The sequence below is a fragment of the Streptomyces torulosus genome (genome assembly GCF_001419765.1).
GTDB lineage: Bacteria > Actinomycetota > Actinomycetes > Streptomycetales > Streptomycetaceae > Streptomyces > Streptomyces torulosus.
Window position 1 is genome coordinate 1 of the sequence record NZ_LIRK01000568.1, and the last position, 16,882, is coordinate 16,882.

The window sequence follows — 16,882 nt, forward strand, 5'->3', positions numbered from 1 at the left end:
GACGTCCGGCCGGGCCCGGCCGGACGTCACAGGTGTAGGTCACCAGCAGGTCCGCCTCGTCCAGCGCGGCGGCACGGTCGTAGTCCTGGAAGACCGTCGTACGCACCTGCGGATGTTCGCCGAGAAGCTCCAGGAGTCGGAGCCGCGCGTAGTCGAAGTCGTGCCATCTGCCGCCGCAGACCAGTACGGCGTCCAGACGGCCGGCCGGGCCCCCCACGGCTCAGTACTGGACGCGGGTCAGCAGCCCGCCGTCCACCACGAGGTTGACCCCGACGCAGAAGGAGCCGGTCCGGCCGAGCAGGAACGCCACGGCGGCTGCCACGTCCTCCGCGGCGCCGTAGCGGCCGATCGGCAGTTTGGCGAGGACCTCCTCGTACACCTCCGGCCGGCTGGCGCGGATGGTCTCCCAGGCACCGCCGGGGAAGTCGATGGGGCCGGGCGAGACGGTGTTGACGCGGATGCCCTTCGGGGCGAGTGCGTGCGCGAGGGCCGAGGCGTGCTGGACCACGGCGGCCTTGAGGGCGGAGTAGGAGTTGGCGCCGGCGGGTCGGGCGGTGTCGGAGGCGTTGGTGGTGCCGATGGCGACCACGGCGGCCCGGTCGGAGGCCTCCAGGTGGGGCATGGCCGCCTCGACGAGTCCCGCGAACGGGATCAGGTCGCCGCGCAGGCTGGCCTCCCACGACTCCGGGCCCTTGACGTTGCCCGCCGAGACGTTGGACACCAGCAGGTCCAGGCCCCCCAGTTCACCGGCCGCGCGCTCCACGAAGGCGGCGAGCGCGGCCGGGTCGGTCACGTCGACCGGCTCGGCGAACACCGTCGCTCCCTCACCGCGCAGTTCGGCGGCGGTCTTGGCGAGCGCCTCCTCGCCCCGGGCACACAGAGCCAGGGAGCAGCCCTCGGCCGCCAGGGTGGCGGCGATCGCCCGGCCGATACCCCGGCTCGCACCGGTCACCAGCGCCTTCGCGCCTGTCAGTCCCAGATCCATCGGTGTCACTCCTTGGTGATTGCGGAATGGTCCAGAGGGTGTCGAGCCGTCCCCGCGGACGCGGGACGGCTCCATGCGGCCGGGGCACGGCCCGCTCGTCGCGGCACGGCCCCGAGGGAGCGGGACGCGCCGTGCCCGGCAAGAGCGGCCCCGAGGTCTGGAGGAGTAGGCCCGCGACCCGGCGGACCCGAGGGGCTTGGAAGGCCCGGCGGACCCGAAGGGCTTGGACGGCCCGGCGGGCCCGAAGGGATCGGAGGACTCGGCAGCCCGGATGCGCGGAGGACTCGGCAGCCCGGATGCGCGGAGGACCCGGCAGCCCCGAGGCCTGGGCGCGGCAGCCCCGAAATCCTGCGGCCCGTGCTCACTCAGTCGCCGGGCAGCTGCGAGAACGGCACCCGGTCCACCCGCGGCTCCGGCGGCAACTTCAGTACGCGCTCGCCGATCAGGTTGCGCTGGATCTGGTCGGTGCCTCCCGCCAGCCGGTAGCCCGGGGCACCGAGCAGGTGCTCGGTCCAGGCGAAGGTTCCCGGCTCTCCCGTGTCGGCGCAGATCCGGGCGCCCATGAGGTCGGCGGCGACCTGCCCGGTGCGGGTGAGGAGGTCGCTGGCCATCAGCTTGGTCAGCGACGCCTCGGGGCCCGGTCGGCCACCGGCGGCGCTCGTCCGGGCGACACGGTCCACCGTCGCGGCTCGCAGCACGGTCCGGACGTACAGGTCGGCGAGGTGCTGCCGGACCAGTGGGTCAGCGGTGCGGCCGAGCGAGCGTGCGAGGGCGAGCACGTCCGTGAAGGTGCCGCCCTTACGCCGGTTGCCGCTGCCGGAGGCGGTCCGTTCGAAGCCGAGGGTGGCGGTGGCGACCTCCCAGCCCTGGCCCGGGCGGCCGATCCGGAGCCGGTCCGGGACGCGGACTCCGCTGAGGAAGACCTCGTTGAAGGAGGCACCCCCGCTCATCTGCCGGATGGGGCGCACCTCCACTCCGACGGCGTCCATCGGGACCAGGAAGGCGGTGATGCCCGCCTGCTTGACGACATCCGGATCCGTGCGGGCGAGCAGCAGGCCGTAGTCGGCGAACTGGGCTCCCGAGGTCCACACCTTCTGACCGTCGATCACCCAGTCCCCACCACTCCCGGCCCCGTCGGCGCCGGGCTCTCCGGCCTCCTCCTGCCGGGCGCGGGTGCGCAGAGCCGCGAGGTCGGAGCCGGCGTCGGGTTCGCTGAAGAGCTGACAGGCCAGCAGGTCGGTGCGGAGGAAGGCGCGCGCGAAGTCGTGGCGCTGCTCGTCCGTGCCGAACAGCGAGACGGCCATCGCGACCAGGCGCACGGTGACGCTGATCAGCTCGGTGGACGGCGGCACGTCGAAGGCGGACTCCTCCTCCGTGAAGGCCGCCGCGTGTGCGGCGCTCAGCCCCGCCCCGCCCCGGTCGGCGGGCAGGGTCAGCGCCTGATATCCGGCGTCGAAGCGGGCCCGCTGATAGGCGCGGCAGCGCTCGAGGAGCAGCAGCTCCCGGTCCTCGGGGAGGTTGTGGAACACCGCGAGGTCGGCCGGCTCCGCCGCGGACGCCGACGCGGACGGGTCACGCGGTGCGAGCTGCGTGGCCAGCCACTTCCGGGCCTGTGCGCGCCATGTGTCCAGATCCTGCCGGGACATGGGACCTCCCTGAGAGCACTTACCAGATGCAGGCTTGAGTAACGGAGGAAGACGAAAGGGCCAGTCCATGCTTGGAACAGGCGAGCAGACCTCTGTCTCGCCTCAGAGTGTTCCGTACTTTCTTGATAAACGCTACAGTCTCGGCATCGACTCTCCCGTCAGCTGGGAGGGGGCCGAGAGCCGCCGGAGGAGCCATGTCGCAGCTGCCACTCGACCGTCGCGCACAGAAGACCCCGGACGAGCCCGCCCTGGTGGACGACTGGGAGGTGCTGTCCTGGTCCGGGCTCGCGGACCAGGTGGCACGCGCGTCGGTGCGCATGCTGGAGTTCGCACCCGGTCCGCACGACCGGGTCGTGGTGCTCGGCGACAACGCGGCACCGACGCTGGTCGCCCATCTCGCGGGACTCCGGGCCGGTGTGGGGACCGTGGCCGCGTCCCGGCATCTGACGCCGGGCGAACTCGTGGACCAGATCATCGACTCGGGCGCGACCGGGATCGTCACCGGCCCGGCGGGCGCCGGGTCCGCCCTGGACGCCGCCCGGGAACTGGGCCTTCCCCTCGTGATGCACGGAACCCCCGCGATCGGGCACGCCTTCGACTGGGACCTGTGGCTGGCGGCCGCACCCGCCGGGGCGACCGTTCCCGGGGGCCGGCCCGCCCGGCCGCCCCTCGTCTACACGTCGGGTACCACGGGACGGGCGCGCGGTACCGAGGTGCGCTGGGTGAGCGGCCCGGTGGCCGACAGTTCCGCCTATCTCGCCGCGGTGTCCACCCGGCCCGGATTCCCGCCGGGACCGCACCTCGTGTGCGGCCCGCTGCAGCACAACGCGCCGCTGACGGCTCTGCGCCATCTGGCGGCGGGACAGCAGGTGGTCGTCCTCGGACGATACGACCCGGCGATCTTCCTGAGCCGGGTCGCCAAATGGCGGGTCACCTCGACGGTCATGGTGCCCACCCACTTCCAGCGCCTGCTCGCCCTGCCGGACGAGGTGCGTGCCCGGTACGACGTCTCCAGCCTCGTACAGGTGTCCCACACGGGGTCCGCGTGTCCTCCGGACGTGAAACGAGCCATGATCGACTGGTTCGGTCCGGTGCTGACCGAGTCGTACGGGGCCAGCGAGGCGGGCACCGTGGCCCGCATCGGCAGCGTCGAGTGGCTGGCCCATCCGGGCTCGGTCGGGCGCGTCCAGCCGCCGTTCGAGGTGCTGGTGACCGACGACGACGGCCGACCGCTGCCACCAGGTGAACGGGGACTGCTGGCCTTCCGAGCACCCGAGGACCGGGGCGTGCGCTACCACGCGGACCCGGACAAGACGAGGTCCGCCTACCTCTCCCCCGGTGTCTTCACCCTCGGCGACATCGGCTACGTCGACGCGGACGGCTACATGTTCATCACCGACCGGGCCGCGGACATCGTGGTCTCGGGCGGTGTCAACCTCTACCCGGCCGAGAGCGAGGCCGTGCTGGGGCAGCACCCGGCGGTCGCCGAGGTGGCGGTGATCGGCGTGCCCGACCCGGACTTCGGCGAGGCGCTGCGGGCACTGGTCGTGGCAGCCGGGGACGACGCGCCCGCGGAGGAACTGGACCGGTTCTGCCGCGACCGGCTGGCCGCCTACAAGTGCCCCAAGTCCTACGAGTTCGTGTCCGAGCTCCCGCGCAACGCGATGGGCAAGCTCGACAAACGCGCGATGCGCCGCCCCTACTGGCGCTCCGAGCGGACCATCGCGGGCTGAGCCCCGCCGCACCTCCCCCGAGGCGACCGACGACCGCCCGCCCCTCGTACGAAGGAACACCCATGACCGAACTCCTCCTCATCCGCCACGGCCTCCCCCTGGCGGGCGTGTACGACCCGGGGCTGTCGCCGGAGGGCATGGCCCAGGCCGAGCGCCTCGCCGCCTGGCTCGCGCACGAGGACATCGACGCGCTGTACACCAGCCCCTTCCGGCGCGCACGCGAGACGGCGGCTCCCCTGGAACGGCGCACCGGCATGACGGCGACCGTGCTGGACGACCTCCGCGAATGGGACACGGACGTCTCCCACCCCTACACGCCACCGGAGCAGATCGGGGCCGACGATCCCCGGGCGGCGGCACTCGCCGAGGGGCGGTACGAGGACTTCGTGCCCGATCTGGACTGGGACGCCTTCCGCGCGCGTGCCGAACGGGCCATGCGGACCGTCTTCGACGCCCACCCCGGCGGGCGGGTCGCGGTCGTGTGTCACGGCGGCATCACCAACACCTATCTGGCGACCGTGCTCGGCCTGCCCACGATGTTCTGGTTCCACCCCGGCTACACCTCGGTCAGCAGGGTGCGCCGGCTGCCGGGCGGCCGGATCGTGCCGCACTCGGTGAACGAGACGGCGCACATGATCGCCGAGCGCGCCCTCGACACGGTCGCCTGACCGCATCGCACCTCTCCACCGGGGCACGCCCAGCTCTCCTCCACCGAGCCCTGCCCCGCTCTCCCTCACCCGGGCGCACCCGGCCCTCTCTCCCCCCGGGCCCGACGTGCCCCACGTTCCGCAGGAGGTCCCGGCCGTGCCCGGATCCGTCATCGTCGCCGGAGCCAGAACACCCATCGGCAAACTGATGGGCGCGCTGAGCACCGCGTCCGCCGTCGACCTCGGCGCCCACGCCATCGGCGGCGCGCTGGCCGCCGCGCGCCTGGACCCGGCCGCCGTGGAAGCCGTCGTCATGGGCCACGTCGTCCAGGCCGGGGCCGGTCCCAATCCGGCACGGCAGGCAGCGGTCCGCGCCGGAGTACCGTTCTCCGTGCCCGCGAGCACCGTCAACAAGCTCTGCCTGTCGGGTCTGCACGCCATCGCCCTGGCCGACCTCATGATCGCCTCCGGACGGCACGAGGTGGTCGTCGCCGGCGGCATGGAGTCCATGTCGGGCGCCCCGCACCTGCTGCGCGGGGCTCGGGCCGGCTGGAAGTACGGCACGGCCCCCGTGGAGGACGCCCTGGACCGCGACGCCCTCGTCTGCGCCTTCGACGGCGTCCCCATGGGCGCGGCCACCGAGCGCCACCAACGGCCGTACGGGCTGAGCCGCGAGGAGCAGGACGAGTACAGCGCGCTCTCCCACCGACGGGCCGCCCGTGCCCAGGAGTCCGGGGCACTGGCCGGCGAGATCGTCCCGTTCACGGTGACCGGGCGGCACGGCGAGTCGGTGGTGGACACCGACGAGGGCGTACGGCCGGACAGCACCGCCGAGAGCCTGGGGCGGCTGAGGCCGGCGTTCTCCGGCGGGGGCACCATCACCGCGGGCAACTCCTCCCAGCTGTCCGACGGCGCCGCGGCCGTCGTCGTGATGAGCGCCGAACGCGCCCGGTGGGAGGGCCTGACCCCGCTGGCCGAGATCGGCGCCTACGGCACGACGGCGGGCCCCGACGCCTCCCTGCTGGTCCAGCCCGCCGGCGCGATCCGCGACGCCCTCTCCCGGGACGGCCGGTCGAAGGCCGCCGACCTGGATCTGTTCGAGATCAACGAGGCGTTCGCCGGGGTTGCCCTCGCTTCGGTACGAGAGCTGGACATCCCCCTGGAGAAGGTGAACGTCAACGGCGGCGCCATCGCCCTCGGCCACCCGGTCGGCATGACGGGCGCCCGCCTGGTGCTGTCCCTCGCGACGGAGCTGCGGCGCCGGGGCGGGGGCCGCGGAGCCGCTGCCCTCTGCGGGGGCGGCGGCCAGGGCGACGCACTCCTGCTGCACGTGCCCGCACAGACCTGAACCCCGGAGCCGACCACCATGAACGACCGACTGCCCCCCGCCGTCACCCTCCGCGCCCTGACGAACCGCGCCCCCGGGACCGCCCTCCCGGCTGCGACACACACACCGGCCGAACGTGTCACCACCGTGTCGACCTCCCGTCCCGCCCGGGCCGTCACCACCGAGGCGACCCCCGACCCCGCCGGGCTCGTCCTCACCGTGGCGACCCGCGTCCTGGCCGCCGACGGTGTCGTCTGCCTCACCCTGTGCCGCCCGGCCGGCGGAGAGCTCCCGACCTGGACGCCGGGTGCCCACATCGACGTCGTACTGGACGGCCGCGACAGCGCGGACGGCGGCATGATCCGCCAGTACTCCCTGTGCGGGCGCCCGGAGGAACGGGACGTCTGGCGGATCGCCGTGCTGCGCGAGCCGCGAGGCCGTGGCGGCTCGGCCCACGTCCATGACCACCTGCGCGCGGGCGACGCCGTCCGGGTCCGCGGCCCACGGAACAACTTCCCGCTGCGCCCTGCCGCCCGCCATCTGTTCGTCGCGGGCGGCATCGGGATCACACCGATCCTGCCCATGGTCGAGGCAGCCGAGGCCGCGGGCGCCGACTGGCGTCTGCTGTACGGCGGCCGCACCCGCGCCTCCATGGCCTTCCTGGACCGCCTCGCCCCGTACGGCGACCGCGTGCTGATCCGCCCTCAGGACGCCCACGGCCTGCTGGACCTCGCAGGCTTCATCGGCCCGCCCGAGCCCGACACCCTGGTGCACGCCTGCGGTCCGGGACCCCTGCTGGAGGCCCTGCGGGAGACGTGCGCGGACTGGCCGCGGGGCACGCTGGGGGTCGAGCGGTTCGCCCCGGTCGAGGCGACGGCCGCAGGCCCGGCCGAGGCCTTCGAGGTGGAACTCGTCCGTTCCGGGCTCACCCTCACGGTGCCGCCGGGGCGATCGGTACTCGAAGCGGTGGAGGAGGCCGGTGTGCCGGTGGACTTCTCCTGCCGTGAGGGCACCTGCGGCACCTGCGAGACCGACGTACTGGAAGGGAGGCCCGACCACCGTGACTCCCTGCTCACGGAGGAGGAGCGGGCCGCCGGCGACACCATGCTCATCTGCGTCTCCCGCTCGTGCGGACCTCGCCTGGTCCTCGACCTGTGAGCGGGAGGCTCTCCCAGGGCCGCCATCTCGTCGCCAACCGTCGGTCTCATCGCCGTAGCGGCTTCCCGCAATTTACTAGGACGTCCTACTATCTCTTCGTCAGCACTCTCCCCACCCTCCGAGAAGGCCTTCATGACCCTGCACCGACCCGTGCACCCCGTCCGCCTGATCACCGCTTCGGCGCTGTTCGACGGGCACGACGCGTCGATCAACATCATGCGGCGCATCTTCCAGTCCCAGGGAGCCGAGGTGATCCACCTCGGGCACAACCGGTCGGTGCGGGACGTCGTGGACGCGGCACTGGAGGAGGACGCCCACGGTGTGGCGGTCTCGTCCTACCAGGGCGGGCACGTGGAGTACTTCGAGTACCTGGTCGAGTCGCTGCGCGAGCGGGGAGCCGACCACATCCGCGTGGTGGGCGGCGGGGGCGGTGTCATCGTGCCCGAGGAGATCGCCCGGCTGCGCGGCAGCGGGGTGACCATCTTCTCGCCGGAGGACGGCCAGCGGATGGGCCTGACCGGGATGGTCAACTCGGTGGTGAAGGACTGCGACTTCGACCTCTGGGACGACCGACCGGTCGATGCGGCGGACGTCCTGTCCGGGGACCGCTTCGCGATCGCTCGCGCGATCACCGGCGCGGAACTCGGCAGACTGTCCGCGGACCTCCTCGGCCCCCTGCGCTCGGCCGCGGCGGCCCGCAGCACGCCGGTCCTCGGCATCACCGGCACCGGCGGCTCGGGGAAGTCCTCACTCACCGACGAACTGGTGCGCCGCTTCCGCGTCGACCAGCAGGACAAGCTGCGGATCGCGGTGATCGCGGTCGACCCGACCCGCCGTCGGGGCGGCGGCGCCCTGCTGGGTGACCGGATCCGGATGAACTCCCTGGACGGCAACCGGGTCTTCTTCCGCAGTCTGGCCACGCGGGGCAGCCGTGAGCTGCCGGAGCATCTGTCCGACGTGATCGACGTGGTCAAGGCCGCCGGGTTCGACCTGGTGGTCGTGGAGACACCGGGCATCGGACAGGGCGACGCGGCGATCGTGCCGTTCGTCGACACCTCGATGTACGTGATGACGCCGGAGTTCGGCGCGGCCTCACAGTTGGAGAAGATCGACATGCTCGACTTCGCCGACGTCGTGGCGATCAACAAGTTCGAGCGGCGCGGCGCCAAGGACGCGCTGCGGGACGTCGGGCGCCAACTGGTCCGCAACCGCGAGGCGTTCGGCATGCGGCCCGAGGACATGCCGGTGTACGGCACATCGGCCGCCACCTTCAACGACGACGGCGTCACCGCGCTCTACCAGCATGTGCGGTCCGCCCTGGCCGAGCGGGGGCTGCCGCTGTCCGAGGGCGTTCTGCCGAGGGTCGAGGTGCGTCACTCCTCCGGTATCCGGCAGGTGGTTCCCGCCGACCGGGTGCGCTATCTCGCCGAGGTCACCGAAACGGTCCGCCGGTACCACGAGGAGACCGAGCGGCTGGCGGAGGCGGCCCGGCGGGTGCAGCGACTGGACCTGGTCCGGGGAGAACTCGTCGAGTCCGGCTCCGACGCCGGGAACGTGGAGTCCCTGCTCGACGACGCCCGGGGCCGGCTGCCGCGCGACGTCACGGCGCAGATCGAGAACTGGCCCGCGGTCGTCGCCTCCTACTCCGGCGACGAGCAGGTGGTGAGGGTCCGGGACAGGGAGATCCGCACCAGGCTGACCCGCGAATCCCTCTCCGGCAACAAGATCCCCCGTGTCGCCCTGCCCCGGTTCACCGACCACGGGGAACTGGTGCGGTTCTGGCGCCGGGAGAACCTGCCCGGCCACTTCCCCTTCACGGCCGGGGTGTTCCCCTTCAAGCGCGACGGTGAGGACCCTGCCCGTATGTTCGCCGGGGAGGGCGACCCCTTCCGCACCAACCGCCGCTTCAAGCTGCTCTCCGAGGGCCAGCCCGCCACCCGTCTGTCCACCGCGTTCGACTCGGTCACCCTCTACGGCCGCGACCCCGACGAGCGTCCCGACGTCTACGGGAAGGTCGGCACCTCCGGGGTGTCGGTGGCCACGCTCGGCGACATGAAGGCGCTCTACGACGGCTTCGACCTGGTCGCGCCCACCACCTCGGTCTCCATGACGATCAACGGGCCCGCGCCGACCGTCCTGGCGTTCTTCCTCAACACCGTCATCGACCAGCAGACGGAGAGGTTCCGCGCCGTCGAGGGCCGCGACCCCTCGCCCGAGGAGGCGGCCGGGCTGAGGGCGCACGCGCTGGCGAACGTGCGCGGCACGGTGCAGGCCGACATCCTCAAGGAGGACCAGGGCCAGAACACCTGCCTGTTCTCCACCGAGTTCTCCCTGCGGATGATGGCCGACATCCAGGAGTGGTTCATCGCCCACCAGGTCCGCAACTTCTACTCGGTGTCCATCTCCGGCTACCACATCGCCGAAGCCGGGGCGAACCCCATCAGCCAGCTCGCCTTCACCCTGGCCAACGGCTTCACCTACGTGGAGGCGTACCTCGCCCGGGGCATGCACATCGACGATTTCGCCCCCAACCTGTCGTTCTTCTTCTCCAACGGCATGGACCCCGAGTACTCGGTCCTCGGCCGGGTCGCCCGCCGGATCTGGGCGGTGGCGATGCGGGAGAAGTACGGCGCGAACGAGCGCAGCCAGAAGCTGAAGTACCACGTCCAGACCTCGGGCCGCTCCCTGCACGCCCAGGAGATGGACTTCAACGACATCCGCACCACCCTCCAGGCGCTCATCGCGATCTACGACAACTGCAACAGCCTGCACACCAACGCCTACGACGAGGCCGTCACCACCCCCACCGAGGACTCCGTCCGCCGAGCCCTGGCCATCCAGCTGATCATCAACCGGGAATGGGGCCTCGCGATGAACGAGAACCCCCTCCAGGGCTCGTTCGTCATCGACGAGCTCACGGATCTGGTCGAAGAGGCGGTGCTCCAGGAGTTCGAGCGGATCAGCGAGCGCGGCGGTGTGCTCGGCGCCATGGAGACCGGCTACCAACGCGGCCGCATCCAGGACGAGTCGATGCTCTACGAGCAGCGCAAGCACGACGGCACGCTGCCCATCATCGGCGTCAACACCTTCCGCAACCCGCACGCCGGGACCGCCGAACCCGGCGCCATCGAGCTGGCCCGCGCCACCGAGGAGGAGAAGCAGTCCCAGCTGGAGCGCGTACGGGACCATCAGGCCCGGCACCGGGAGCAGGCCCACGCCGCCCTGGCCGCACTCAAGGCCGCGGCGGTGAGCGGCGACAACGTCTTCGCGGTCCTCATGGACGCCGCCCGCGTCTGTTCGCTGCAACAGATCACCGAGGCCTTCTTCGAGGTCGGCGGCCAGTACCGCCGCAACGTCTGAGGCCGCTCCCCCGAACCCCCGCGCAGCATCATCAGAGAGGACCTCAGATGGATCCCGTCACCCGTCTCGGAGTCGTGGGCTGCGGCCTCATGGGCTCCGGCATCGCCGAAGTCGCCGCCCTCGGCGGCCTCGACGTCCGGATCGCCGAAGCCACCCATGACGCCGTCGAAGCCGGCCGCCGCCGGATCACCGCCTCCCTCGACCGGGGCGTACGGCGCGGCAGGCTCAGCGAGGAGCGGCGGGACCGGGCCCTCGCCGGACTGTCCTTCACCCACGACCTCAGCGACCTGGCCGACCGCCAGTTCGTCGTCGAGGCCGTCGCCGAGAACCGCGACATCAAGACCGACGTCCTGTGCACCCTGGACAAGGCGGTGGAGGACCCCGCGGCGATCCTGGCGACCAACACCTCGTCGATCCCCGTCGTCGACCTCGCGGTCGTCACCGAGCGACCGGCGCAGGTCGTCGGCATGCACTTCTTCAACCCCGTGCCGGTGCAGCGGCTGGTGGAGGTCATCCCCGCCCTGACGACCAGCCAGGAGACCGTGCGGCGCACCCGCGACTTCGCCGGGCAACTGGGCAAGCAGGTCATCCAGGCGCCGGACCGCTCCGGTTTCGTCGTCAACGCGCTGCTCGTGCCGTATCTGCTCAGCGCGGTACGCATGGTGGAGTCGGGCGGCGCCCTCCCCGACGACATCGACCAGGGCATGGAACTCGGCTGCGCCCACCCCATGGGCCCCCTGCGCCTGCTCGACCTCATCGGCCTCGACACCGCGCAGGCGGTGGCCGAGTCCATGTACGAGGAGTTCAAGGAGCCGCTGTACGCGCCTCCCGCCCTCCTGCGCCGCATGGTCGCCGCGGGCCACCTCGGCCGCAAGACCGGCCGTGGGTTCTACTCGTACCACGCGTGAGGCGCCCCTGACGGGAGCACGATGGTGGGGACGGGCCGACCGCAGTCGTCACGCCCCCCTTGCCGGGCTCGGAGGCTATGCCCTGCCCTCGATGATCGCGTCGATGCGGGCCAGTTCGTCGGCCTCGAAGTCGAGGTTGCGGATCGCGCCGACGCTGTCCTCGATCTGGCGGGCGCTGCTCGCGCCGACCAGCGCGGAGGTCACCCGGCCGCCGCGCAGCACCCAGGCGAGGGCGAGCTGGGTCAGCGACTGGCCGCGCGACTTGGCGACCTCGTCCAGGGCGCGCAGCCGGCCGACCAGGTCCTCGGTGACGGCGTCGGAGTTCAGGAACGGGCTGTCGCTCGCGGCCCGCGAGTCCTCCGGGATGCCGTCGAGGTAGCGGCCGGTCAGCAGCCCCTGCTCCAGCGGGGAGAAGACGATGGAACCCACCTGGAGCTCGTCGAGGGCGTCGAGCAGGCCCTCGCTCTCGGGGCGCCGGTCGAGCATCGAGTAGCGCGGCTGGTGGATGAGGAGCGGGGTGCCCAGCTCGCCCAGGATCCGGGCGGCCTCACGGGTCTGCTCGGCCGAGTAGTTGGAGACGCCGACGTACAGCGCCTTGCCCTGCTGCACCGCCGAGTGCAGGGCGCCCATCGTCTCCTCCAGCGGGGTGTCCGGGTCGGGACGGTGGGAGTAGAAGATGTCGACGTAGTCGACGCCCATGCGCTTCAGGCTCTGGTCGAGTGAGGACAGCAGGTACTTGCGGGAGCCCCACTCCCCGTACGGGCCGGGCCACATCAGATAGCCCGCCTTGGTGGAGATGATCAGCTCGTCGCGGTACGGGGCGAAGTCGGCCTTGAGTGCCTCGCCGAACGCGGACTCGGCGGCCCCGGGCGGCGGACCGTAGTTGTTGGCCAGGTCGAAGTGGGTGACGCCCAGGTCGAAGGCGCGGCGCAGGATCTCGCGCTGGGTCTCGACGGGCCGGTCGGGGCCGAAGTTGTGCCACAGGCCGAGTGAGAGCGCCGGCAGTTTCAGACCGCTGCGTCCGGTGCGCCGGTAGGGCATGTCCGCGTAACGGTCGTGGTGTGCGGTGTACAACGCGACTCCAGAGGGGTTGGCACGGTGGGTCCGGGTTCCCTGTGAACCGGTGTCCACTCTTTCGCGACCTGGGGGCATTGGTCCAACAGAAGAATCCGATGGGATTCAGCGCTTACGCTTCTCAGTCATGGAGCTCCGTCATCTGCAGCACTTCGTCGCGGTCGCCGAGGAGGAACACTTCACCCGGGCGGCCGAACGGCTGCTGGTCTCGCAGTCCGGTCTGTCCGCGTCCATCCGGTCGCTGGAACGGGAGCTGCAGACACCGCTGTTCGTACGGACGACGCGCCGGGTGACGCTCACCCCGGCCGGCCGGGCGCTGCTGACGGAGGCGGAGCGGATCCTGGCGCAGGTGCGGTCGGCGCACGAGGCGGTGGCCGCGGTGCAGGGTGTCCTGCGCGGCATGCTGGCGCTCGGGTCGGAGCAGTGCATCGCCGGTGTGCATGTGGCGGGGCTGCTCGCCGCGTTCCGGCGGCGGCACCCGGACGTGGAGATCTGTCTGCGGCAGGCCGGCTCCGGTGCCCTCGCGGACGAGGTGGCGAGCGGGCGGCTCGACCTGGCCTTCGCGGTGCGGACCGCGCAGGAGGACACCGACCAGCTGCGGGTCGTCCCGCTGACCGGTGAGCCGATGACCGTGCTGTGCCATCCCAGCCACCGTCTCGCGGCCGCCGGCGCGGCCGTGACGCCCGAGGACCTCGGCGGTGAGGTCTTCGTCGACTTCCACCCGGACTGGGGGCCGCGCCGCACGACCGACGCCGTCTTCGCCGCCGCGGGCGTCCGCAGGACGGTGCCCCTCGAGGTCAACGACGTGCACAGCCTCCTCGACCTCGTCGACGAGAATCTCGGCATCGCCGTCGTACCGCGCCACTTCCGGCACAAGCGCGCGTCGCTCACCGCCGTCCCCGTGAAGGGCACCGGCGACACCGTGTACGAGACGGTCGCCCTGCTGCCGCCTCCGCAGGCCATGAGCCCGGCGGCACGGGCCCTGCTGGGGCTGCTGGAACCGCAGATCGACACGTTCTGAGCCGACCGGTCGGCCAGCCGGTCGGATGGACGGCCGGTCGGATGGTCGGTCAGCAGGTCGGTCGTTCAGTCAGCCGGTCGTCCGTCCGTCATGGGCGCCCACTGGTGCTTCCAGGTGGCGTACATGTAGTGCGGCAGGCCCTTGATGCCGGTCGTGCGGAACGGGCGGCCGTGGTCGTCGATCCGGACCGTGCCGGTACGACCCTCGGAGGACCACTCCAGCTCCAGGTACCAGCGGCAGTCGCACGTCTGGGTCTCCGCGCTGACCAGCAGCACCTCCGGGTCCTCGGCCGACACCTTGTACGGCATGCGCACGGCCGGGATCGGGGTCCCCATCTGGCTGCCGTCGACGGGGCGGGCGAGGGGCCGGCCCTTGTCCAGGTCGACGTCGAAGTAGCGGGGGCTGATCTCGCCGCCGCAGCCCTGGTCCATGGCGTAGACGTTGCCCTCGGCGGGAGCGCTGCGGCCGACGACGCGCACGCGCAGTGCCTTGAGCACGACCGCCTTCGACGACCGCCCCTGCACCGAGATCTCCACGAGCGTCTTGCGGCCGTGCACCGCCTGCTGCGTCGCGGCCCAGGCACCGGCGTCCTGCGGCGGCGGGGGCGGCGGCACCTGCTTCGGCGGCTTCGCGATGACGTAGTCGTGGCTGCAGCCGATCTCCCAGACCTGGGAGTCGGCGGTCCAGGTGAGCGGCACGTCGGCCGCCACGGGCGGTCTGCGCTCGGCGTCGTCGCCGTGCGAGGGGCTGGCGGGGGTGGGCGAGGCCGACGGCGGTTCGGTGGTGGGCTCAACCGAGGAGGAGGGACTCGGGGACGGGGACATCAACCGGTCTCCCCCGGACGGCGTACGGACCGGTACCGGCCCGTCCTGTGTGGTACGGGCTGCCGGGGGCTGCTCGGACGACGACAGGGCGGTGTAACTGCCCAGGGTGGTGAGCAGTGCAACGGCCACGGAGGCGGAGGCGAGGATCGGCCGCCGACGGTGCCAGGGACGGCGGGAAGGAGATGCGGGGGTGGCGGCCCTCGGGGCTGCGCTGGGCACTGTGGACTCGCCCTCGCGGGGGACGGAGTCGGCCCCGGCCTCGGACGCGGGGTGCAGCCCCGGGATGGCATCGGCCTGAGCCTCTACACCGGCCTCGGCCTCAGCCGTCGTTCCCGCCTCTGCCCTTGCTTCCGCGTCTGTCTTCGTTTCCGCCTCTGCCGCTGTCTCAGCCCCAGTCCCGGCCTTACCACCACCGCCACCGACCCCAGCGCCAGTCCCAGTCCCGGCGCCCGCCGTCCGCACCCGCTGACGGGCCGCGACCGCCAGAAGCCACACGCGGTGCAGTTCCACCCGTTCCTCCGCCGTCGCCCCGCACAGCGCGGCGAACCGCTCCACGGGGGCGAAGTCCGTGGGGACCGTGTCACCGGCGCAGTAGCGGTGCAGCGTGGACGTGTTCATGTGGAGCCGACGGGCCAACTGGCCGTAACTGCGGTCCGTGCCCTCCTTCAGTCGGGTGAGCCACGCCGCGAATGCCTGGACGTCCTCCGGTGCTGCCGACACTTCTCTCCCTGCCCTCCCCGCCCCGGGACGGCATCCCAGGACTCCATATACCTGCACGTCAGAGGGGCTGGGATGGTTCCACGCCGGTGGATGCGTCCCAGATCGTTGCGTCCGTGTCCGGCGACGGCTGATGCTCTTGGTGTCGCACCGACCAAGCCGGACGGACCACCCGGCGTCGGCGGCACCCGGACATCCACGTACTCGTTCATGGGGGACATCCATGCCCAAGCGCACCCGAGCAGGCGCGCTCACCGCACTCCTCGCCGCATGCCTCGCCGCGGGCTCCGCGATCATGGCGACCGCCTCACCCGCGACCGCCTCACCCGCGACCGGCGCAACCGCGGCCGGCGCACCGTCACCTGCGGCGAAGGCGAGCGCCGCGCCGAAGTTCCTCTCGGCGTCCCAGCTCCCGCCCCACCCGTCGTCCTCCTGGCGGGCGGGCAAGGTCACCGACGGTGTGCCCGAGGAGTTCCAGTACTGCCTGGGCGACGCCCTCCTGGCGTACGACGCCCGGCACCGCGTCTTCCGCACCGACCTGGAGACCAGCGCCAGACAGCTCAACATCGTCGTCGGCAGCGCCGCCAAGGCCAAGGCTCTCGCCGCGCGGCTGAACAAGGACTACCGGAAGTGCGCGGCCCGTATCGACGCCGATCCGGACCTCAAGGCCCAGTACCGGGACTACGGCTCGCTGCCGGTCGAGGAGGGCGCCCACGTCCACGGGCTGCACGTCCGAACGTCGTGGGGCGCGATGGACGTCCAGCTGCTCTCGGTGGGCCGGGACGGCAGGACCGTCACGGTCGTCGACTGGGCCCAGATGGGCGACTTCAAGAGCGCGCCGGTCAAGGCGTTCAGGAAGACGACGACCACGGCCGTGAACAAGCTCCGCTGAGCCCACAGCCACCGACCGGCACCACTGACCACACCATCACACGATCAGACGACAGCAGTAATAAGAAACCGGGGAATCACATGAACAGCACGCGCACCATCCGCCGTACCGCTCTGGCCGCTGGCCTCGCCCTGGCCCTCGGCCTCGGCATGACGGCCACGGCGTCCGCCGGCGGTCCGCGCACCGTCAGCGGCAAGCCGTCCGACGCGGTGACCCGTATCGCCGACTTCTACGGCGCCTACATCGACGCGCAGAGCGGCCCGGGCAACGGCGGCAAGCTCGCCGAGGAGCTGCGGAAGTACTACCTGACGGCCGATCTGCGCAAGCAGCTCAAGGCGTGGGAGGCGAAGAACAGCGCGGACGGCGTCCTGCGCGCCCAGAACGTGCCCGTGTCGTGGAAGGTCACCGACAACGGCACCGCGAACCACACGGAGGCAGGGATCACCTTCACCTGGGGCAACGGCAAGAAGACCAAGCTCGTCGTCGACATGACCCGCGGCTACAAGATCTTCCACATCGGCGCGAAGGGCGCTTCCGGCAGCTGACGGGACGGGCCCACGGGGGTTCCGCGGGTCGCCCCGGAGGGGGCG

The 16,882-nt window shown here is 71.9% G+C and carries 13 protein-coding genes and 1 pseudogene; 9 read left to right on the forward strand and 5 right to left on the reverse strand.

Going from position 1 to position 16,882, the window contains the following annotated elements; all coding sequences use genetic code 11:
* From AOK23_RS33550 to AOK23_RS33560, 3 genes and pseudogenes are all read right to left on the reverse strand, one after another.
* Positions 1–217, reverse strand: a pseudogene (locus tag AOK23_RS33550) (ThuA domain-containing protein); the annotation flags it as partial.
* Between the two features lie 3 nt (positions 218–220).
* Positions 221–985 (reverse strand): SDR family NAD(P)-dependent oxidoreductase, encoded by a 765-nt coding sequence (locus AOK23_RS33555; RefSeq protein ID WP_055716310.1) that lies wholly within the window; start codon positions 983–985, stop codon positions 221–223.
* A gap of 365 nt (positions 986–1,350) precedes the next feature.
* Positions 1,351–2,631 carry an acyl-CoA dehydrogenase family protein gene (locus AOK23_RS33560; protein ID WP_055716311.1) on the reverse strand — a complete coding sequence of 427 codons (1,281 nt, stop codon included), beginning with the start codon at positions 2,629–2,631 and terminating at the stop codon, positions 1,351–1,353.
* A 194-nt stretch (positions 2,632–2,825) separates the two neighbouring features.
* On the opposite strand from AOK23_RS33560, the gene AOK23_RS33565 reads away from it, so the two are divergent.
* The 6 genes from AOK23_RS33565 to AOK23_RS33590 all read left to right on the forward strand — a co-directional run bounded on the left by AOK23_RS33565 (position 2,826) and on the right by AOK23_RS33590 (position 11,764).
* Positions 2,826–4,364, forward strand: a complete 1,539-nt coding sequence (locus tag AOK23_RS33565; RefSeq protein WP_055716312.1) for an AMP-binding protein — start codon at positions 2,826–2,828, stop codon at positions 4,362–4,364.
* Between the two features lie 62 nt (positions 4,365–4,426).
* A complete protein-coding gene (locus AOK23_RS33570; RefSeq protein WP_055716313.1) occupies positions 4,427–5,032 on the forward strand; it encodes a histidine phosphatase family protein in 606 nt (201 codons plus the stop codon).
* 136 nt (positions 5,033–5,168) lie between these two features.
* Positions 5,169–6,359: an acetyl-CoA C-acyltransferase gene (locus tag AOK23_RS33575; RefSeq protein ID WP_055716314.1), complete on the forward strand. Its 1,191-nt coding sequence runs from the start codon at positions 5,169–5,171 to the stop codon at positions 6,357–6,359.
* Between the two features lie 18 nt (positions 6,360–6,377).
* Positions 6,378–7,496, forward strand: a complete 1,119-nt coding sequence (locus tag AOK23_RS33580) for a PDR/VanB family oxidoreductase (protein ID WP_079049860.1) — start codon at positions 6,378–6,380, stop codon at positions 7,494–7,496.
* A gap of 132 nt (positions 7,497–7,628) precedes the next feature.
* Positions 7,629–10,856: a fused isobutyryl-CoA mutase/GTPase IcmF gene (gene icmF / locus AOK23_RS33585; RefSeq protein WP_055716315.1), complete on the forward strand. Its 3,228-nt coding sequence runs from the start codon at positions 7,629–7,631 to the stop codon at positions 10,854–10,856.
* 47 nt (positions 10,857–10,903) lie between these two features.
* Positions 10,904–11,764: a 3-hydroxybutyryl-CoA dehydrogenase gene (locus AOK23_RS33590; protein ID WP_055716316.1), complete on the forward strand. Its 861-nt coding sequence runs from the start codon at positions 10,904–10,906 to the stop codon at positions 11,762–11,764.
* A gap of 75 nt (positions 11,765–11,839) precedes the next feature.
* Here the strand turns inward: AOK23_RS33590 and mgrA are convergent, their stop codons facing one another.
* The gene (gene mgrA, locus AOK23_RS33595; RefSeq protein WP_055716317.1) at positions 11,840–12,838 is read right to left on the reverse strand and encodes an L-glyceraldehyde 3-phosphate reductase; all 999 of its coding nucleotides are present in this window, start codon (positions 12,836–12,838) and stop codon (positions 11,840–11,842) included.
* Positions 12,839–12,965: 127 nt separating this feature from the next.
* Here mgrA and AOK23_RS33600 point away from each other — a divergent pair, with 127 nt between their 5' ends.
* A complete protein-coding gene (locus AOK23_RS33600) occupies positions 12,966–13,859 on the forward strand; it encodes a LysR family transcriptional regulator (RefSeq protein WP_055716318.1) in 894 nt (297 codons plus the stop codon).
* Positions 13,860–13,924: 65 nt separating this feature from the next.
* Here AOK23_RS33600 and AOK23_RS33605 read toward each other — a convergent pair whose 3' ends face one another.
* A complete protein-coding gene (locus tag AOK23_RS33605; RefSeq protein WP_055716319.1) occupies positions 13,925–15,403 on the reverse strand; it encodes a helix-turn-helix domain-containing protein in 1,479 nt (492 codons plus the stop codon).
* A gap of 220 nt (positions 15,404–15,623) precedes the next feature.
* Here AOK23_RS33605 and AOK23_RS33610 point away from each other — a divergent pair, with 220 nt between their 5' ends.
* Positions 15,624–16,292, forward strand: coding sequence for a hypothetical protein (locus AOK23_RS33610; RefSeq protein ID WP_055716320.1), 669 nt, complete (start codon positions 15,624–15,626; stop codon positions 16,290–16,292).
* An 80-nt stretch (positions 16,293–16,372) separates the two neighbouring features.
* Complete coding sequence (locus tag AOK23_RS33615; protein ID WP_055716321.1) at positions 16,373–16,837, forward strand: hypothetical protein; 465 nt, start codon at positions 16,373–16,375, stop codon at positions 16,835–16,837.
* Positions 16,838–16,882 lie beyond the last annotated feature (45 nt).

Bases quoted from the DNA above. Each gene is read 5' to 3' on its own strand.
- AOK23_RS33555 (WP_055716310.1), bottom strand. From the start codon at position 985: ATGGATCTGGGACTGACAGGCGCGAAGGCGCTGGTGACCGGTGCGAGC.
- AOK23_RS33560 (WP_055716311.1), bottom strand. From the start codon at position 2,631: ATGTCCCGGCAGGATCTGGACACATGGCGCGCACAGGCCCGGAAGTGG.
- AOK23_RS33565 (WP_055716312.1), top strand. From the start codon at position 2,826: ATGTCGCAGCTGCCACTCGACCGTCGCGCACAGAAGACCCCGGACGAG.
- AOK23_RS33570 (WP_055716313.1), top strand. From the start codon at position 4,427: ATGACCGAACTCCTCCTCATCCGCCACGGCCTCCCCCTGGCGGGCGTG.
- AOK23_RS33580 (WP_079049860.1), top strand. From the start codon at position 6,378: ATGAACGACCGACTGCCCCCCGCCGTCACCCTCCGCGCCCTGACGAAC.
- icmF (WP_055716315.1), top strand. From the start codon at position 7,629: ATGACCCTGCACCGACCCGTGCACCCCGTCCGCCTGATCACCGCTTCG.
- AOK23_RS33590 (WP_055716316.1), top strand. From the start codon at position 10,904: ATGGATCCCGTCACCCGTCTCGGAGTCGTGGGCTGCGGCCTCATGGGC.
- AOK23_RS33600 (WP_055716318.1), top strand. From the start codon at position 12,966: ATGGAGCTCCGTCATCTGCAGCACTTCGTCGCGGTCGCCGAGGAGGAA.
- AOK23_RS33610 (WP_055716320.1), top strand. From the start codon at position 15,624: ATGCCCAAGCGCACCCGAGCAGGCGCGCTCACCGCACTCCTCGCCGCA.
- AOK23_RS33615 (WP_055716321.1), top strand. From the start codon at position 16,373: ATGAACAGCACGCGCACCATCCGCCGTACCGCTCTGGCCGCTGGCCTC.